Annotated in this window: 15 protein-coding genes, 1 other RNA gene and 1 pseudogene; 2 read left to right on the top strand and 15 right to left on the bottom strand. The window is 47.9% G+C overall.

Annotation, left to right across the window (positions count from 1 at the left end):
• Positions 1–45: 45 nt before the first annotated feature.
• From DL346_RS22410 to DL346_RS22460, 11 genes and pseudogenes are all read right to left on the bottom strand, one after another.
• Positions 46–1,248, bottom strand: a complete 1,203-nt coding sequence (locus DL346_RS22410) for a helix-turn-helix domain-containing protein (protein WP_112884581.1) — start codon at positions 1,246–1,248, stop codon at positions 46–48.
• Between the two features lie 333 nt (positions 1,249–1,581).
• A complete protein-coding gene (locus DL346_RS22415; RefSeq protein ID WP_112884582.1) occupies positions 1,582–2,280 on the bottom strand; it encodes a hypothetical protein in 699 nt (232 codons plus the stop codon).
• A gap of 1,219 nt (positions 2,281–3,499) precedes the next feature.
• Positions 3,500–3,613, bottom strand: a pseudogene (locus DL346_RS22425) (sugar ABC transporter permease); the annotation flags it as partial.
• A 523-nt stretch (positions 3,614–4,136) separates the two neighbouring features.
• A complete protein-coding gene (locus DL346_RS22430; protein ID WP_112884585.1) occupies positions 4,137–4,385 on the bottom strand; it encodes a hypothetical protein in 249 nt (82 codons plus the stop codon).
• Positions 4,386–4,566: 181 nt separating this feature from the next.
• On the bottom strand, positions 4,567–5,397 hold the full coding sequence (locus DL346_RS22435; protein ID WP_112884586.1) for a hypothetical protein: 831 nt from the start codon (positions 5,395–5,397) through the stop codon (positions 4,567–4,569).
• A gap of 55 nt (positions 5,398–5,452) precedes the next feature.
• Positions 5,453–5,971, bottom strand: a complete 519-nt coding sequence (locus DL346_RS28830) for a hypothetical protein (RefSeq protein WP_133257561.1) — start codon at positions 5,969–5,971, stop codon at positions 5,453–5,455.
• A gap of 485 nt (positions 5,972–6,456) precedes the next feature.
• Positions 6,457–7,170, bottom strand: a complete 714-nt coding sequence (locus tag DL346_RS22440; protein ID WP_112884587.1) for a DNA alkylation repair protein — start codon at positions 7,168–7,170, stop codon at positions 6,457–6,459.
• Positions 7,171–7,291: 121 nt separating this feature from the next.
• Positions 7,292–8,680 (bottom strand): family 4 glycosyl hydrolase, encoded by a 1,389-nt coding sequence (locus tag DL346_RS22445; RefSeq protein WP_112884588.1) that lies wholly within the window; start codon positions 8,678–8,680, stop codon positions 7,292–7,294.
• Positions 8,681–8,685: 5 nt separating this feature from the next.
• A complete protein-coding gene (locus tag DL346_RS22450; RefSeq protein WP_112884589.1) occupies positions 8,686–9,567 on the bottom strand; it encodes an ROK family protein in 882 nt (293 codons plus the stop codon).
• Positions 9,552–10,304, bottom strand: a complete 753-nt coding sequence (locus tag DL346_RS22455; RefSeq protein WP_112884590.1) for a 6-phosphogluconolactonase — start codon at positions 10,302–10,304, stop codon at positions 9,552–9,554. The genes DL346_RS22450 and DL346_RS22455 overlap by 16 nt, the downstream gene beginning before the upstream one ends.
• 19 nt (positions 10,305–10,323) lie before the next feature.
• Positions 10,324–11,460, bottom strand: coding sequence for an ROK family protein (locus DL346_RS22460; RefSeq protein ID WP_112884591.1), 1,137 nt, complete (start codon positions 11,458–11,460; stop codon positions 10,324–10,326).
• A 514-nt stretch (positions 11,461–11,974) separates the two neighbouring features.
• Between DL346_RS22460 and DL346_RS22470 the strand changes: the two genes are divergently transcribed.
• Positions 11,975–12,610: a hypothetical protein gene (locus DL346_RS22470; RefSeq protein ID WP_112884593.1), complete on the top strand. Its 636-nt coding sequence runs from the start codon at positions 11,975–11,977 to the stop codon at positions 12,608–12,610.
• 405 nt (positions 12,611–13,015) lie between these two features.
• Positions 13,016–13,660, top strand: coding sequence for a hypothetical protein (locus DL346_RS22480; protein ID WP_112884595.1), 645 nt, complete (start codon positions 13,016–13,018; stop codon positions 13,658–13,660).
• Positions 13,661–13,797: 137 nt separating this feature from the next.
• Here DL346_RS22480 and DL346_RS22485 read toward each other — a convergent pair whose 3' ends face one another.
• The 4 genes from DL346_RS22485 to rnr all read right to left on the bottom strand — a co-directional run bounded on the left by DL346_RS22485 (position 13,798) and on the right by rnr (position 18,546).
• Positions 13,798–14,274 (bottom strand): HNH endonuclease, encoded by a 477-nt coding sequence (locus DL346_RS22485; protein ID WP_338066321.1) that lies wholly within the window; start codon positions 14,272–14,274, stop codon positions 13,798–13,800.
• Positions 14,275–14,345: 71 nt separating this feature from the next.
• Positions 14,346–14,709: a transfer-messenger RNA gene (gene ssrA, locus DL346_RS22490) on the bottom strand.
• Between the two features lie 204 nt (positions 14,710–14,913).
• On the bottom strand, positions 14,914–15,393 hold the full coding sequence (smpB, locus tag DL346_RS22495; RefSeq protein ID WP_112884597.1) for an SsrA-binding protein SmpB: 480 nt from the start codon (positions 15,391–15,393) through the stop codon (positions 14,914–14,916).
• 114 nt (positions 15,394–15,507) lie between these two features.
• Positions 15,508–18,546, bottom strand: coding sequence for a ribonuclease R (rnr, locus tag DL346_RS22500; protein ID WP_112884598.1), 3,039 nt, complete (start codon positions 18,544–18,546; stop codon positions 15,508–15,510).
• Positions 18,547–18,644: the final 98 nt, after the last annotated feature.

Here is an 18,644-nt window from a genome sequence, read left to right on the forward strand (position 1 = left end):
ATAGCGAATGCGCTGCTATCTGCATCTAGCAGATATTGCGATACGCTAGCACAATTTTGCTGCGCGATATTCAGACGGACTGCAGTTCATTAACATTTTAAATTTACGTGCAAAATAGTTAGCATCGTGAAAACCCGCCCTGCCCGCAATTACTTGAATCGAGAGCTCCGTCGTTTCCAAGTAATGAATGGCCTTTTCAATGCGCATTTTATTCAAGAAATCAATGAAGCTAATGCCGACCTCTTTTTTAAACAAGTGGGCGAAATGGTACGTGCTGATAAAACAATGCTGAGCGACCTGCTCTAGCGTTACTTTCTCGCGCAGATGGCTTTTCACGTATTCAAGCGCCGAACGAATAGCCGGAGACACTTCCGCCGCATGGTCTCTTGCAAGCTGGGCAGCAAGCTTCCGCCAGTAGTCGCATACTTTGAGTACGAATTTATCGTAGCGTATCGTATGGTACAGGTCCTGAATAACGCGTGCGTTCTCCGCAAGAATTTCCGCCGCTTCTCCGCCCATCTCCAGCACAAACCGTGACATCGTCATAAGCAGATCGAACACTTCAGACTTGAACATATCTACATTGTGAATGTAAGCCTGTGCCAGCTGCTCCATCATAATTTTCAAAAAAGCGACTGCGCCTTCCTCATCGCCGATTCGAACGCGGGCAAGCAGCTCGGCCTTCTGTTCCTCCGAGACGATCTTTTTCCAAGATTTACCTCCTGTCTTCCGCTTCTCATAGTGAAAAATAAGCCGGTTGCCTTGAAAGAAACGATCGAGCATCGATTCATTCGCCTCCTGATACGAGTAGTGCAGCATATACGGGTTGTCGTAATAGTGAGAGCCGATGCCAATCGATACGGAAAAACCTTTCGTATCCACCACTAGCTGCAGCTTTTTCGCGATCTCAAATGCCCTTTCTTTATGCGGCTTCGGCGGCTCGGCAGCCTTTTCCTGCGGAAGCTCAACAAGCAGCGCCAAAATCCCTTCCGCTTCCCATACCCATAGATAAGGCACGACAACCGCCTCGGAAAGTGCATGGACTAGCTTCTGACCAATTTCTTCCCGCCACGCGAACGTTTTTCCAAGCGAAAGATCGGGATACCGGTCGATGGAGACAATCATGACGAGGTGTGGATAAGTTTGAATGCCAAGCCGCCTTTGCATTTCGGCAAAGCTTGCTTCGTGGACTAACGTTCCGGATATGAGCAGATGAGAAAATGCGGCTTGCGTAACGTTGAAAGACACTCCAAACTCCCCCTGTCGTATAACACCATCAGTACAGTCACCTAAGTAGTCAATGTTATTCGACAAAATAAGAGAGATTCCTTGCAAGCGAACGAATCGACGAAAGACATCGATGCATTTTTGCTATTTTACTTGATGTGACCTGCCCTTGCCCACGGCTCAACCTCCACAGAAGCGTTAAGAAACCCGCCCCCGTTCTCTGTGAACCATATCCTCTTCGGACCAGGGTGCCCCTCTCGTTTCTCTCTACAAAAAACTCTGACCTCATGCGGTCAGAGTTTTAATGGTGGAGGCGAACCATGCCTGTGCAAAGGAGTAGGTCTGTTTACCACTTCATTTTATTGCCTTTTCGAAATCTTGATAAAATAGCAGCTCTTCTTTAATAAAAGCATCATATTTTTTGTCATCTTGACCCTTTGCAGTTGAAGTATCAAGAAACTTAATTACGATTAACATGCCATTCATAGTTATGTAATAATCATCTAGGTGTGGCCTATCGATGGTTTGGTATTTCTCTTCTATATTAGTATTATCTTTATTGTTAATTGAACTTATAGTGAGAAATGAATCCTCAATAACATTAGGCATATAAATGAAGTCTACTTTGATTAGCATAGAGGACTGGTTTGATTTGTAATAGTTTTCAAGTCTCCTAGGTGTATTAATATCATTATTGATTGCATCTATTTTTGAGCTCCCAAAATGATGATGAGGAAGAGATGTAGTTTTTAGATTTACTTCTTCTGGCGAAATACTAATAAAATTTGATGAACTAAAATTCTTCTTGAATTTAAGAAAGGAATCTTGAAATTGTTCATAACTGATACCATTCCCAGTTTCAAAAACAGGCTCTTGAACAGTCTCCTGTGTTTCCCGAGATACGGCATCAAGAATTAGATCAAGTTTTATCTTGGTTTCGGGATCAGTACTGATGACATTATTTGTAGTAGCAAAAGTACAAGAACCATATATAATACAACAACCAAGAAATATTATTGCACCTTTTAATGTTGTTTCTTTTTTATTTTGCATACAAAGGATGTTCCTCCTAAGGGATAATCATGCATGCCTACGGTCCCCTAAAAACGTTTAAGTTCCTCTACATAATAATTAATGTAATATAGACCACTTAGAACTGCTCCACCTATCCAAGTTATTACTCCTATCACGGCAAATATCAATGGTTTGTTTGACTTTAGCTTCATAAAAGTTAGCCTATTGAAATGTAATAAATGACTGAACTTGAAGCAACCCCCATGATAAAAAGGACACACAGTACCCAATAAGCTATTGTTTTTACTTTATTGCTTCTTACCATTTTTTTAATTCCAAACAATAGTAACGAATAAAAGATTGCAAGAATAACAAAAGTAGAAACTAAACCTGTTACTGTGTCCATAAGCACACCTCTCATTCAATACGCGGTAAGTCCAAGAGCCCTGGCTATTTCATTCATAGTAGGCTTACTAGCAAACCTCATTATCCGAAGATTCTCGTTAGTTCACCCTCGGGCTATTAAGTATTCATACAGGGCATCTGTTGGTTCACCTTGAAGATAAACATATTTTGTCACTCGTTTCCCTTCATCAATTTTCGATTTTACATACAATTCCTTGAAATGGTTAGAGCAATTGTTTTGACTTCTGATTGATTAATGACAGACATTCTAGCAATTGAAAATCCTTTATTATTTTTGTCATTAGGCTTCAAATTGACCTTGTCCTCCCCAAGTGCGCTTGTGAGAAAGACATTATTCGTGAGAAGATTATTCTGCATTGTAGGTTTCGCAAGATTCTCATTCTTTTTTTTTCAGCTTATCAATCCCAAAATAACTAACAATCATTGAAAGTAAAAGAGCCGTTAATGGTTGATCGGTTTTTAGATTGATCCAATTTTTAGCACCTTAATTTATGATACAATTCTTCCACCACTTGTCCGCTGCCAGTAGCGAAGTTTTTATTTCTTCTTTTTTATCAAATAAATCAGGGCACCAAGAGCAAATGAGGTATGAATCAGAATTATAATTAGAACGCTTAATATCTCATCTTCAGTTCTACTGGCTCCCATTATATATTGCAGTATCATGTTGACAATGAGAGATAAAATTAAGATGATGGTGCCTGATACTAATGCAATTCTCATAATATAAACACCTCCAGAGATGGGAAGGTAAGGAGAACTTACTCCTTACCTTCCATTAATCGGCAAAGCCCCAGGAGAATTTGCGCAGTCCAAAGCGTTTAATCAGCGCCATGCAAGGCAGCGTGATATGGATCGCCTGCTTCCACTTTCCCGCTCCGTCCACTTCCGCCGCTTTGTACAAATTTGAATTAATGCCGACGATCGCCGCCAGGAAAATAATCATAAAACCACTTTATTTTCTTGAAGTAAATCAAAAAGCATATACAGGAGCAAATTAAGAATATTAACACAAATAAGTTGTCATTTATTGAATACTTAGGGTATAATGGAGCACTTCCAACTATCTGACTAGCTGCAAGTTGTTGAACCCACGAATAGTATGCAATAAACCGTTCAACCGTAAAGATTACACCACTCATAATTAAGAACAGAACCCCAGAAACAAAAACAATACTTCTCTCCAAGACGCTCTCCTCCCTCGCAAATATGAAGCGAATTAATAGATTAGTGCTCATTTGATACTTAATAAAATAGGAAGCGCCTTAATTGACGCTTCCTATTTGTTCTAGGCACTGAGGCATGTTGCCTCAAATTAACAATGAAATGAGCAGGGGAGAGGCTATACCTCTTCAGCGCTGCTTACAGGAATCGTAGGGGGAAAGATGGTAAGGAGAACTTACTCTCCTTACCTTCCATTCTAAATGTTTACCGTGGCTCTCATTTAGTATTGGTTATTTACTATATTGTCAGTCGGTTTGGTCATACGAACGATTGATGAACGGAGGCACTTCATCTATGGTTTTGTTTATTCCCTTTTGCATTTCTAATGGTAATTCAATTATTCTCTTTATTTCATCTGCTTGAACTATAATCGGCCCGGGGTTTATTATTTTTATTTGAATGGGTTCAAGTTCGAAGTAATCGGCGCCCTCATAAAGAATTCTTCCAATAATCTGTCTATTATCGGTTGTATATATAAGGATTGATTTTTTCATTCTACACACTCCTTGTCTTGAATTATTTGTTTATTGACCAATCATCAAGAACTGTATTTTTAGGAACCAACTTCTACAATTTGTTGAAAGGTGGTTTTGATTTTTAGTCTACCATTTTCTAATGCAAGTAGATCCTCATAAATTAACCTTTCTCTATTATTTAGGATAATGATGTACTGTTTTATATCCTCTTTATATATATATGGATCAATCGATATTGATTTCGAACTGTTTTTTTAATTTCAATATCCTCGCCAATTAGTATAGAATCTCCATTTTCATTTACATATAGCAGGTCAATTTCAGTATCAAAAGGTATATTGCTAATAAGAAGTTTATTGTATTTACTTAGTGATCTGTCGTTGGAGTCAGGTGAGTTCATAATGCTGTTTCCGTATCTGTCTACCCAAACTAAAGATGGAATATAACCATGTGAATTATTATTTGTATTAATGGAGATAGAAGTATCAGGAGATTCATGCCCATTGTTTATATAATATCGCATGACACCACCAACACCGGAACCTGAAAAGGCATCGTTCAACTTGTCAGGTATGGGTAAGATAATCAATTCATCACTCTCATTCAGTTTCCACTTAATATAAAAATTAAGAATGCCCCGGGAATTGTTCACAACAGGTTGAACTACTGAGAGATACCACTTTTTTTTATCTAAACTCACATGAGTAATATTATTACCTTGTAAGATTAGAAATTTTATTGAAGTATCACTCAGCATATTTTCAATGTAGACGCTAGCCATTAAACTGTCTGTCTCTTTTTGTAATATTGTATAATAAGGGGTTCCATATTGGAAATTCATGTGCGTATTACTTCCAACAAGACGAAACTCCATGAAAAAGCCAGATATTCCTTCAGGTATTATTCGTTCGGAGTTTATTGATGTTAAAGGGGTTGTTAAATTAAGATTCTTATTGATATTAGAGCAACCACTAAGTGTGATTACTAGTAATATAAAAACAACAATAAACAGGATTTTTTTATTACTCATATGATCCTCCGAATAATTAATAGACCCCTTAAGGCTTAAGGGGTCTATCTCTTATTTAGTTAACTGAAAAATTTTGCGATTGCTGCGTTTCAGTTACATATAGATATCCGCTCCAAGAAACTGAGTGTTGACTATGTGCTCTCCAATACCCACCAGCTGCAGATGTTACAGAAGCTAATCCTAGAGCATCATTCCCCAAAATTGCAGAATTCTTTCCACTAGTATCCAAAATTGCCCAAGTACCATTTTCATAGTGCTCAAGATTTGTAAGAACTGAGACCGTGTACTGCCAGTTATCCGGGCTTGTCTTCCCTGCGGCAATATAAGTCCACAAAGGTCCCGATGGAGAAGTATAGGCCAATGTACGGCTGATTGTCGAAGATCCTGTAGCCATATCATCAAATATTGATCTAAATGATTGAGAAGGTGTAGTACCAGGTGGGAGATGGCCAAAACTTACATGAGATATTTCATTCTCTACATCGGGTGGTGTCTCAGACGAAGCTAACGCAGTACCATTAAATGCAACGGCTACGAGTGACATTGTGAGCAGAGTTTTCTTAAGATTAACCATTCTATAACCTCCAAATAATGTTGATTTTCTTGCAGCTGGCCAGCTACATATATCTCTACTAACTAGAGGTAGCTATATTGGCTTAGGATATATAGTTTTCTCTGTTAGAATAGATTCGATTTATGGCAATTTTCTTCCAATGGAACAGGCATCACAAATTGATCTTTAATCAACTAATAGTTTAATATTAATTGATTTTAAATCAACTGTCAATATTTGATAGTTTTAAAAGGTATTTCTATTAAAATTAAAAGAGTTATAAAGGAACTACTTGAAAATTAAAGGGTAGGTTTAACCTACACCCTCACCATGAACAGAAGCCGAGGATCAAAAACCGTATGAAATGCAAAAACCCGACCTCATACGGTCGGGTTACTCATTTGGTGAAGCGAACCGCGGCTATATAAAACCACAATTCGCCGTCAAATTATTAGTCCAGTGCTGGGGAGACGGCTCAGCTCATTCCATTCTGCATGGCGCACAACTTAACAAACGCACGTTTTCTTCTTCTTCCCAAGCCTACCCGACTCCAAAACTTTTTGGATATAATCAAATGCAAGAGGCACCTTGCATGCGGTTTGTCCAACATTGACATCAACTTTACCGATCTTCTCGGCCACTTGGCACGCTTCCTCGTATAGAGCGGGACAATATGAACCAACTACAATCACGAAGCTGTTCATGTTGTACCTAACCCTATTGCGTTCCTTGTGTATCGTCTGTTCCACCTGGTTCAAGAGGCTGCGAATTTCATCAAGTACCAGCTTGTCGTCCGGCGTAATCGAAATATAGTTGGCATACGCGCTCCATCCGCAGGTGGCGATCATCTCGTCCGGAGACTGCATCCATTCTCTGGCCAGTTCCAAGGCATACGGGCTCTCTGCGGCAATCCAGGCCACCGTATATTCGGCCGGCATATACCAATAAGCGGATCGTGCCCAGCTCTGAAGCATCTCCTTAGTAACCAGCTTCGGATTTACGGTGAGCCCGGCTAAATACATGGCATCGCAATTCCCGGTATCGTACAATGCTCGAGCCAGCTCTTGATCTTTCTTTACGTCCTTAACCAACTTCTTTAAATCTCCTATTTTCACTCCGAAGACCGGCTCCCTCGCTCCGTGCCGAATGAAGGTTTGCTTCGTCTGTTCCGTTCCAAGCTCCTCGAGCTTGCTCATGACTTCCTCTACCGTTAGCGCCATTATTACACCTTCTTGTCCATTTTCTGTGATTGTATCATGTTTTCGAGATCATGGGCTGTCGAAGCACAGAAAAGAGAGTACCATAGGCGGTACTCCCTGAACATGAACATCGTTAACGTGATTAGCTAATCCATTCCAGCTTCGGCAAAATGTCTTTCTGCAGCTCGCACATCTCGTCAATCATCGCGCAAGCTTGATAGTAAGTCGGCGCTTGAGGATCGAGAAGAATCGCCTGGAGCAGCTTGGTCTTCGAGTTTTCCAAGTAGGCTTCCAGCAGCAGCTTATGAATCATGCCTTGGATGTGGATCGTGCCGATGATCGCCGTCGGCAGCTCAACCGACATCGGCTTAAGCGTAAGACCATCGCCGTTTACGATCGTTTGCGTCTCGACCACCATATCGTCAGGCAATCCTTTGATAGCGCCCTTATTTGGAAGGTTGGCCGCATTGATCTGAATTTCTTCGTTGAAGAACACGGCTTCAATAATCGGAATGGCGTATTCCCCGCTGCAGCGCACGTCTTCTTTATTGAACTTGAATGCTTTCTCTTCCCCCGGCTCTTCTGCCGCTTTGTCAGGGAACAGTTTGCGGTCCAAGCTGTATCCGCCCGCGCTATAGACGAACTCCGGCGTTCTCGAGCCCTTCTCCCACAGCTTCTCGCTCAGCGGATCATAGCGATACTGCAGCGCCAGGCCCGCATAGAAATCTCCGGCCCACGAAATATATTCGCCGCAGTGGTTCGTACCCGGATACGGATAGTAGCCGTAGGTGCGGTACATCGTACGGGACAACGCCATATGGTCGAAATGCGCCAGCGGCTCGGCTTTCTTCTCCTTCTCTTTGAACAGCGGGTACAGATCTTCGCCCGTTTGCTTGTTCCAAATCTTCGTAAAAAAGCCGAAATGGTTGAGGCCACCGCCTTCGACAGCGATCTCCTTCTTGTCCATTTCCAAAAACTCGGCAATTTGGTCGATGCCCATATCAAGGCCGTGGCACAAGCCGACGATCTTGATGGACGTCCACTTCGAAATCGCTTCTACCAGCTTCGCTTCCGGATTCGTATAGTTCAGGAACCATGCATCAGGGCACACTTCCTCCATCTTACGGGCGATTTCGAGCATCGGACCCAAATTTCTCAGCGTATGGAACATCGAGCCCGGCCCGCCGTTCTCGCCGTAAATTTGTTTGCTGCCATAGCGGCGTGGAATATGGAAATCTTGAGACCAGTAGTGGTAACGGTTCACCTCGATGGCCACGATGACGAAGTCCGCCCCCGTAAGCGCTGCTTCCAAATCGGTCGTTTTCCAGATCGAAGCGCCATGCTCGAACGCCCCGAACAGCTCTTTTGCATAGTTGTACGTTTTAGTTACATGCTCTTCTTTAATATCCATAAGTGCGATTTCGAGCTCTGTTCTGCTTCTCAGCTTCTCGGACAAAACAAGATCGTGCAAAGCGCCCAGCGCAAAAGCCATGCTTCCCGCACCGATCAATGAAACCTTCAGCTTTTTCATCTTCATCAAGCTCCTTTGAAATGGTTTAATGCCGCATATCCGGCTCCTATGACGCCCGCATCGGGTCCGAATGCCGGCATGACGGCATGAATCTTCTCTTTCAAATGGTCCAGCACTTTGTTGCGAGCGCTTTCGATCACTTCATCTATTAACCATGGGTTATGGTGAATAACGGAGCCCCCGATGACGAAGATCTCCGGATCGAACATTTGCATGAACGACGCAATGGCATTGGAGAAGCGTTCCACCCACAAGGCAACGACCCCCGCAGCTCTTGCGTCCGAGGCTCGGTATCGTTCGAACAACATCGGAGCCGTCGCTTCTTCTCCAAATAAGAGCCGGCTTGCTTTCTCCAGCGCTTCTCCGCTGCACAACGCCTCCAGCGTGTTGTCGGAAACGATCAGGCCGCCGACCTCCCCGGCATACCCGTTCGCGCCATGAAAAATATCGCCGTTGAGAATCAACCCGCTTCCAATGCCGGTGCTGACGGTGATATACATCGAATGCTTGCGCCCTTTCGACGCCCCGTGCGCCGATTCAAGCAGCGCAATGACATTGACGTCGTTTTCAAGTACGACCTGGTGCCGCGGAAAATAGCCCTTGGCTTGCCGTACGCTCAGTCCTTCCAAACAAGGAACGTTTGTCGAATCGACGATTCGCTCCGTTCCCTCCCGCCATGGCACCGGCAGCGCGATGCCGATCTTGCGGGCACTGCCCTCCGGATCGACGACGGCGATCAAACGCTGGACCAGCCCGAACAGTTCGTCCACGCTCCTGAAGTCCCCCGTTAAAGCGGTTTCCTTTCGGATCAGCTCAAGCCGGCCATCCAGCAAACCGACCCGAATATTCGTTCCTCCGATATCTACGCCGATTACGCTTTCTCCCATGATGATAGCTCCTCCGCCAGCCTGCGATCGATATGCCGGGCCGCCTCCGCATCCAGATAGAAGTCAATATGCCCGTTGCCCAGCAAATATTGTGCCGGCAGCTTCGGCTCCCGGTTCGAGAAAATCTCTTTCGCAATATTCGCCTTCCGCTCGCCGGTAATCGCCACGACGACCCTCTTGCTCGCAATCACTTGCGCTAAGCCCAAGGTGATGCCCTGCTCCAGCGCCGTCTGCTCATGAAAATACTTCTGCGCCACTTGCTTCGTCGTCTCGGATAAAGACACGACGCTGCTGTGGCCCAGCACCGGGCAGCCGGGTTCATTTAAGCCGATATGCCCGTTCATGCCGACGCCCATCAAGCTAAACGTGATAGGCCGCTGCTCGATATAACGGTCGATTCGTGCGCACTCCTGCTGTAGATCGGGTGCCGTTCCATCGAAAAACTCAATTTGCTCGTCGCTTATTCCCGCGAGCGAGAACAAATCGTCATCCAGCATCCGGTAACAGCTGCCCTCCGACGACCGGTCGATGCCCACCCACTCGTCCAGACTGACGATGCCAAGCCTATCCAGCCGGCTTCCGGCGCCTAGGCTCTCGGCGAACTTGCGGTAGCTTTTCTGCGGCGTGCTCCCCGAAGCCAGACAAAATACGGGACGATCATCATGCTCAAGACTCGCCTTCATTTCATTGGCAATGGCCTCGGCCACTTCTTCTTCACTTTCAAAAATGCGCAGCATAACGCTCACCTCTTTCGGATTATGACTCGGAAATGACCTTCATGATCTCTTGCTGCAAAATCAAGATAGCAACGCCAAGCGCCGTTGCATGCGCACTGGAACTGATCGAAATCGAAGGCGTCCATTCCGTGTATTGATTGACATACTTGCTGATGCGGCCTGCGATTCGCTCCGGAAACAAGCCCATCGTTTTTCCGCTGATCATGATCCGCTGGATATCCAGCAGACTGATAATGCTCGTAATCGACAATGCAAGGTGCCGGGCTACATAATCCTCGCAAGCCTCCGCTTCCGACGGGATACGAAGGTCGTACGCGTTCAGAAGACTCTCCATGCCGAGCCGGCTCTCCAGCCAACCGACCGAGGAAGGCGATTTCCTAAACGCCGGATCGAAGCACATATACTCCAGCTCGCCAGCGCTTGCATTGTAGCCCCTGTGCAGCTTTTTGCCGATGATGATGCCTGCGCCGATCCCGTCTCCAACCGCGATATGGACCAGATCCGTCGGCGCATCTCCGTCCTCATGCTCCAACTGGCGAAACTCGGCTAGCGTGGAAGCATTCACGTCATTCTCGAGCAGAATGGGCAGATCGGCCATCGCCTTAAGGCGTTCGATAATCGGCTCATAAGGATGGTCTTGCTCCTCGTTGTCGCTCGTCCGCATGCGAATCGTCTTCTTGCGCGTATTGATCGCGCCGTCGACGCCGATGCCGATGCCAAGCACCTCGCTGTACGTCTCCTTTGCCTTCTCCTTCATGCGGGCGATGACTTCCTCGAATACCGAAGTGAACGCATCGTCATAGAACGGAATGCGGGTCTCGACCGAATAGCTCTCGATAATCCGACCCTGCAGATTGACGAGCAGGGCCGTAACCGTTCTGCCAATCAGCTGAATTCCGATTGTGACGTAGCTGTTCTCGTTGAAGCGGTATACCGTCCGCTTCCTGCCCAAGCCCCCGGAGCCTTCGCGGCTTTCCCCCGTCGCGGTCAGCAGCCCGATCTCCTCGAAGAAGCTGACGATTTTGCTTACCGTCACAAAGCTCATCGCCGTCATTTCGGTGATTTCCACCTTGGCCAGCTCGGGATGCTGTAGCAAAATATCGTATATGATTTTGCGGTTCTCATCTTTAATATCATTCGGAAGGAACGATTTCACGATGTCGCGCCTCCTGTACGTTGGTTCACCCAATTATTTAATCTACTTTTTTAATAAAGTTAAATAAATGCTTGCACTACTGATTATACGCTTGCGCGCGAAAATAGCAAGAGAGGCTTTTTCGGCTTAGGGACGGAAAATTAAGTTTGAAAGCCCGGCCACATAAGGCCGGGCTTTCGATTGGTTCCGCCATCATTTCCGATATGATCGGCTATACAAGAAGAACGGTCGTTCCTTTGTTCGGCGCGCTTTGTAAATGAAGTCCGAAGTTTGGACCATGGAGATGCTGAATCTGGACAATACTGCAGGTCCCCACTGCCGCTACTTCGGCTATGACGCCATCCACGATCACGATATCCATCTTCCGGCCGCGATAATCTTTGCAATCTCGCCGAAAATGTATGCTCGTCCCCTGTCAAATTTTAATAGAGTTCATATATTGAAAGTGTGATTATTATTCTTACACTTTAAGTCTTGAATGATAATTATTCAAAAAAAGAGGAGGAGATTTTGAATGCCACTTGTAGCGAAACAAAGAATTACAAGTCAAACAAGTAATGTAGTATTCGCAGCTACTGAAGCAGCTGCTGTAACTGCAGCATTGACTGGTGTCGGTGGAAGTCCGGTGGTTGCCGTGTCCAATCCGTTTCCATTTTGGCCAACAATCCAAAAGTATGCTAATGATAATAATCCCACTTTTGGAGCAGCAGCGAATCCGGCATATATTTGGTCAGAAACACCGGCAGATCCAGGTGAATCTTTCGGATTCGCAGCGATATCCAATTCGATTCCAACATTATTTACAGATAATCAATACGTTATTACGGTTACGGTTTTTAGTGACAACGCACATACGTTGAGAATTAGCGCTTATGATGATGAAGGCCTGATACCGGCGACAAACCTTAATATTTTTTTAAACGATGGAGATACTACAAGTTTTAACCCTTCTGAAAATGGGATAAGTCCTCCTTATGGATGGCAAAATGTACGATCCTATACAATTAACACAATTGTAAGTGTTGGTATATTTGATAATGTAAGATTCATTATATCATTCACAGGAGTAAACTATGACTCGAATGGTCCTGAAAATCCTGCGGGGCTTGCATTTATCGCCGATATTTACCAAATGGTCACAAGCACCTGATAATGAAAAGAAATGATGTATTTAAATGCAAAAACCCGACCTCATGCGGTCGGGCTTTTCTTTTCATGTTGGAGGCAAGGCGCAGGGTTCCAAATCCGCAATTCGACTGACCATTGATAATGGCCTTCTAAAAAGCTGATCCCAACTGAAAAGTAGATAATGGAAGCCGGGCAGGGCATCATAGTGCCGAACCGACGCTCCGAAGCTCCTTTCCCCTCGTTCGCCGCGATTGCTTCTTCATTCGCCGTCTGCAAGGTGGCCACCTTCTGCGAGAAATCATAGCGATATATCGTCTGTGTCCCCTATCAAATTTTAATAGAGTTCATATATTGATATTGTGATTATTATTCTTACACTCTAAGTCTTTGAATGATAATTAAATTTAAAAAGAGGAGGAGAATTTGAATGCCAGCTGTTGCGAGACAAAGAATTACAAGTCAAACAAGTAATGTAGTATTCGCGGCTAATGAATCAGCTGCTATAGCTGCAGTATTGGGTGGTGCAGCCGGAAATACGGTTGCCGTGTCCAATCCGTTTCCATTTTGGCCCAAAGTTCAAAAGTATGTTAATGATAATAATCCGAATTTTGGAGGGGCAACGAATCCAGCATATGTTTGGTCGGAAACACCAGCAGATCCAAGTGAATCTTTCGGGTTCGCAGTGAAGTTCAATAATATTCTTACAATAGCCGAAGATGCTGAGTTCGTTTTTGCGGTGGCGGTTTTTGGTGATAATGCACATTCGATGAGAATTAGCGCCTATAATACTGATTCTCTGCAACTGATACCGACTCAAACAAATCTCAATTTCTTGTTAAATGATGGAGATACTACAAGCTTTAACCCTCCCGAAAATGTGACGAGTCCTCCTTTTGGATGGCAAAATGTACGATTCTATACAATTAACGCATCAATAGGAGTTACTGTTTTTGTTAATGTAACATTCGTTGTATCATTCGTAGGAGTAAACTACGCCACTAATGGTCCTGAAAATCCTGCAGGACTTGCATTTTTCGCCGATCTTTACCAATGCGTCGTTCCAGCAACATAATGCAGATCGCGGTGGATACCGATGCCGTGCTCATCCGATTCGCTTCCTGTCATAGCGCAAAAGAAAAAGGAGACTCATCTATATGAGTCTCCTTTTCGTTTGAAGTATTCTCTGTAAATGTTGCTAGTTTTGGCGGTCTACTTACATCGGTTTGTTTGACGATGGTTATATTTAGCTTTAGTGATGCGGTAACAGAGCTTTAAATGATTCGGCACTAAAAATGCCTTTTCTAAAAGATAAGAGAACGCCGAACGATTTCCACGTTTCGTGTTGCATTCCATGCAAGAAGCGAGCAAGTTTTGGGGAAGATCCGAGCCGCCTTTGCTTGAGGGGACTATATGATCTACAGTCGTTGCGGAACGCCCACACCACAAACAAGTATAATGATCCCGTTTTAATGCGGCTTTTCGATAGTCTCTATATAAAAATGGGTTGTAAAGTAATTGGATTGTCTGCTCGTCGATCCAGACGGCACGGGCTCGGTTAACTTCCCTCCAAGCTCGATCAAGCACACATGGGGTTAGTTTTTGGCCATCCAGATTAATCACTGTTATTAGCGGATCTGGGCCTGATAGACACTCGGGGAGCTCTAGGTGTGAAATCTGCATGATCATTCTCCTCCCTATAAAATTGTCTACAATTTCGGGCAAAACAAAACCCAGTCCTCATGCAGACTGGGTCTTGATGGTGGAGGCGAGGGGATTTGAACCCCTGTCCGAAGACAACGCCACACAGGCTTCTACGGGTGTAGTCACGGTATTGATGTCACCCGAACGTCGTCCCGTAACCGACTACGTTTTGGGTCAGCCTGATTATCTTCTTCCGTCGACCCCAGGCGGAGACCGATCGGCGTATCCCACTAAAGGTTAGCCCCTAGCCTGGCACATGGGCGATGCAAGGTAGAAGCCGCGTCACAGGTTATTAAGCTGCGAAAGCGAGTTGTTGTTGTTGTTTGCCATTTAATTGGCTTTAGCGTTGATGAAGTGGACGCGTCCCCACTACCCGCAACCCATGCTCGAACTATCCCCGTCGAATCCATAAACGCCCCCGATATCGCATAAACGGCTCCATACGTTCCGTTTAGCAGGTCAAGCGCTCAAGCCGACTGTGCTGCCGAAGCAGTCCGTTCAGTTGATGAGCATGTACTTCGTTCGTTGCTTACTTAGTATAACACAGGTTCCGGCTTCGTGTAGCCATGTCTTTCTGGAAGCACTGGCGCCGTTCGCCATCGTTGCCAAACAGCCGAAAAGCCGTTATCTGGCCACCTTCTGCTTTTCCTTCAATGCTCGCTGAATGTCGCGCTGCGCATCTTTCTTCGCCGCCGATTCGCGCTTGTCGTACTGCTTCTTCCCTTTGCCAAGACCGATCAGCAGCTTCGCGTACCCGTTGCGGACGTAAATCTTCAGCGGCACGATCGTGTAGCCTTCTTGCTTGGACTGTCCAAGCAGCTTGTGGATCTGCGACTTGTGCATGAGCAGCTTGCGCGCGCGCGTTGGGTCGGTCGGATTGCTGCGGTTGCCTTGCTCGAATGGACTGATATGCAGGTTGTTGATGAAAATCTCGCCATTACGGATGGTCGCAAACGCATCGTTAATGTTCGCTCTGCCCGTTCGCAGCGATTTGATCTCCGTGCCCATCAGCACCATGCCCGCTTCATAGGTTTCCTCGATGAAATAGTCATGGGAAGCCTTCTTATTTTGCGCGAGCTGTTTCCCCTCACTCTTCTTCGCCATTTCTATCCCACCTCTCCCTAGTAATAAACGGACTCCTAACCATAGCTAGGAGTCCATTGTATCAAACTTTACGCTTTGAAATCAAGATTTGGTAAAGCCAAACGAAATCATTGCTTACGAACGTTTTTTCCGGACGAAAGCGGCCGTCGAATTGCCGTTTTTCTTCTTCTTGCGCGGCTTCCGGTCACCATTGCCCGGACCTTCGGTTCCGGTTGCCGCAGCGCCGGCAGCCTTCTTCCGGCGAGAGCCGGTTCCGCCGCCGCCACCGGCTGCACCGCCGCCTCCGTTGCGAGGCGCACCGCCTCGGTCGGGGCCGCGTCCGCCGCCAAATCCGCGGTCACTGCCGCCGCGTCCACGACCACCGCCTTCGCCGCGGCCGCGAGGACGGTACGTATCCGAATCCTCGCCGGTATCCTTCAGCGAGCCTGCATTGTAAATCGGCAGCCCCCACATATCCGTACGGACGGCTTTGCGCTTGCCTTCGCCGGCCGATGTGCCGGATTCACCGCCACGGTCGCCGCCGCTGCTGCGGTCATTGCCGAGAAGCCGGTCGAGGTTGTAATCGTCCTCCGGCTTCCAGGCACGCTTATCGCGATCGCGCCTCTCCGGCGCTGCACCCGCGCCAAGCGCCTCCGAGCCGCCGCCGCCGAACCCGGCTTCGCCGCCGCGGCCCTTGCGCCGGCGCTCGTTCCGCTCGCGGTCGCCGCCGCTGCGCTCCCTCGCCGCGCCCGGCTCCGCCGCTCCGCCGCGCCGCTGGCCGCGCCCGCGCGGACCCACGCCCGCGCTCGCCTCGCGCGCCGCCGCCGCTCCGGCCGCGTTGCCGCCGCGCCCGCCGGCTTCGCCCCGGCGGCCGCCGCCGCGGCCATCGCGCGCGGCTGCGCCTCCGCGCCCGTTCGCGCTGCGCTGCGCGCCGCCGCGCTCGCGGCCCCCGCCGCTCCGCGCGCCGCGGCCGGCTTCGCTGCGGCCGCCAAACCCAAACTCGCGTGCCCGCTCCCCGCTGTCCGCGCTATGATTCTGGATCATACTGAAATCAATCGTATGCTCATCCATATTGACCCGCTCCACGCGGATTATCACCTCATCGCCGATCCGGTACGTGCGTGACGTCCGCTCGCCGATGAGCAGCATATGCTGCTCGTGGAAGTGATAATAATCATCCGACAGCTCGCTCAGGCGAATAAGCCCCTCGACCGTATTCGGCAGCTCCACGAAGATGCCGAAGTTCGTCACGCTGCTGATAATGCCGTCGAACTCCTCTCCGACCTTGTCGAGCATATACTCGCATTTCTTCAGCTTCTCCGTGTCGCGCTCCGCATCCACCGCGACGCGTTCCCGCTCCGACGACTGCTGCGCGATGTCCGGCATCCGCGCGGCAAGCGACTCGTGCCGCGCCTCGGACAGCATGCCGCCGCTCTCGATCACCTCGCGGATAATACGGTGAATGACCAAATCCGGGTACCGCCGAATCGGCGACGTAAAGTGCGAATAGAACTCAGCCGCAAGGCCGAAGTGGCCCAGGCTTTCCGCGTCATATTTCGCCTGCTTCATCGAACGAAGCATGACGGTCGAAATAACGGTCTGCTCCTTGGAGCCGCGCACGTCCTCAAGCAATGTCTGCAGGGCGCGCGGATGAATCACGCTGCCGCCCTTGCCTTTGACCGTGTAACCGAAATTCGCCGCAAACTGCACGAAGTGCAGCAGCTTCTCTTGGTCCGGATTATCGTGCGTCCGGTACAGGAACGGCACCTTCAGCCAGTAAAAATGCTCCGCCACCGTCTCGTTGGCCGCAAGCATGAACTCCTCGATAATCGATTCCGCGATCGAACGCTCGCGCTTGATGATGTCGACCGCTTTGCCGTTCTCGTCCACGATCACCTTGGACTCCACGAAGTCGAAATCGATCGCGCCCCGCTTCATCCGCATCGCGCGCAGCCGTGTCGCAAGCTCTTCCATGAGCTTGAACGTATCGACCAAATCGGCATAGCGCTCCTTAACCTCAGGGTCTTCGTCCGCAACGATTTTGCGCACGTTCGTATAGGTCATCCGCTCTTTCGTCTTAATGACGCTCGTAAACACATCATGGCGCACCCGCTTCAGCGTCTTCGCGTCAAATTCCATCTCGCAGGAGAGCGTCAGCCGGTCAACCTTGGGATTCAGCGAGCAGATGCCGTTCGAAAGCCGGTGCGGCAGCATCGGAATGACGCGGTCCACCAAGTACACGCTGCACCCGCGCCGGTACGCTTCCTGATCAAGCGCCGAATTTTCCTTCACGTAGTAGCCGACATCCGCAATATGCACGCCGAGCACATAGTTACCGTTTTCAAGCCGCTCCACATTGACCGCGTCATCCAAGTCCTTGGCGTCCTCGCCGTCGATCGTCACGATGACCTTATTCCGCAAATCACGGCGCCCTTGACGGACGATCTCATCCTCCGTGATGGAGTCCGGCGCCGCTTCCGCTTCCGCCATGACGTCATCGGGGAAGCCCTCCGGCAGCTGATGCTTCCGGATAATGGACAAAATATCGATGCCCGGGTCATCCTTATGCCCCAGCACCTCAATGATCTCACCTTCGGCGGCCGATCGGCCCTCCGGATAAGACACGATTCTCGCAACAACCTTCTGCCCCGACACCGCACCATGAAATTGACCTTGAGGAATAAAAATGTCCCGATTAATCCGTTTATCGTCCGGCAGCACGAATCCGTATGTTTCGTGGTTGTCAAACGTCCCTACGATTTGCGTGACCGCGCGTTCCACGATCCGGACGACTTCGCCTTCCATGCGGCCGCCCGCCGCGCTGTGGGACGTTATGCGCGCCAGCACCGTGTCGCCGTTCATGGCGCTTTTCAAATCGTGCGCCCCAATGTAGACATCGCCATGTCCCTTATCATCCGGGATCAGGAAGGCAAATCCTTTCGCGTGCGCCTGCAGCCGTCCGCGCACCAAGTTCATCCGCTCCGGAAGCCCGTAGCGGTCGCTGGCATTCCGTACGATTTTGCCCTCATTCTCCAACTCGTTCAGCAAAACCAAAAAATTGCGGAACGATTCCGCGTTTCCTTCGCCGCCCAGCTGCTTATCAAGCTCTTGATAGGTCATCGGCTTGTACGCCTGCTCACGCATATAATCCAGCAGCTGCTGCTCTGTCACCATAACTTCTCACCTCATGTACCGCGATGCCGTCAATCCCATTTTGCTGAATGCTGAACGATCCAGAGGCTCATTCAAACCAATCAGCGATTATGCAGCAG

Source organism: Paenibacillus montanisoli (assembly GCF_003268025.1).
GTDB lineage: Bacteria > Bacillota > Bacilli > Paenibacillales > Paenibacillaceae > Paenibacillus_Z > Paenibacillus_Z montanisoli.

Coding starts and splice junctions, on each gene's coding strand:
- DL346_RS22415 (WP_112884582.1), bottom strand. CDS start 2,280: ATGCAAAATAAAAAAGAAACAACATTAAAAGGTGCAATAATATTTCTT.
- DL346_RS22430 (WP_112884585.1), bottom strand. CDS start 4,385: ATGAAAAAATCAATCCTTATATATACAACCGATAATAGACAGATTATT.
- DL346_RS22435 (WP_112884586.1), bottom strand. CDS start 5,397: ATGAGTAATAAAAAAATCCTGTTTATTGTTGTTTTTATATTACTAGTA.
- DL346_RS28830 (WP_133257561.1), bottom strand. CDS start 5,971: ATGGTTAATCTTAAGAAAACTCTGCTCACAATGTCACTCGTAGCCGTT.
- DL346_RS22440 (WP_112884587.1), bottom strand. CDS start 7,170: ATGGCGCTAACGGTAGAGGAAGTCATGAGCAAGCTCGAGGAGCTTGGA.
- DL346_RS22445 (WP_112884588.1), bottom strand. CDS start 8,680: ATGAAAAAGCTGAAGGTTTCATTGATCGGTGCGGGAAGCATGGCTTTT.
- DL346_RS22450 (WP_112884589.1), bottom strand. CDS start 9,567: ATGGGAGAAAGCGTAATCGGCGTAGATATCGGAGGAACGAATATTCGG.
- DL346_RS22455 (WP_112884590.1), bottom strand. CDS start 10,304: ATGCTGCGCATTTTTGAAAGTGAAGAAGAAGTGGCCGAGGCCATTGCC.
- DL346_RS22470 (WP_112884593.1), top strand. CDS start 11,975: ATGCCACTTGTAGCGAAACAAAGAATTACAAGTCAAACAAGTAATGTA.
- DL346_RS22480 (WP_112884595.1), top strand. CDS start 13,016: ATGCCAGCTGTTGCGAGACAAAGAATTACAAGTCAAACAAGTAATGTA.
- DL346_RS22485 (WP_338066321.1), bottom strand. CDS start 14,274: ATGATCATGCAGATTTCACACCTAGAGCTCCCCGAGTGTCTATCAGGC.
- smpB (WP_112884597.1), bottom strand. CDS start 15,393: ATGGCGAAGAAGAGTGAGGGGAAACAGCTCGCGCAAAATAAGAAGGCT.
- rnr (WP_112884598.1), bottom strand. CDS start 18,546: ATGGTGACAGAGCAGCAGCTGCTGGATTATATGCGTGAGCAGGCGTAC.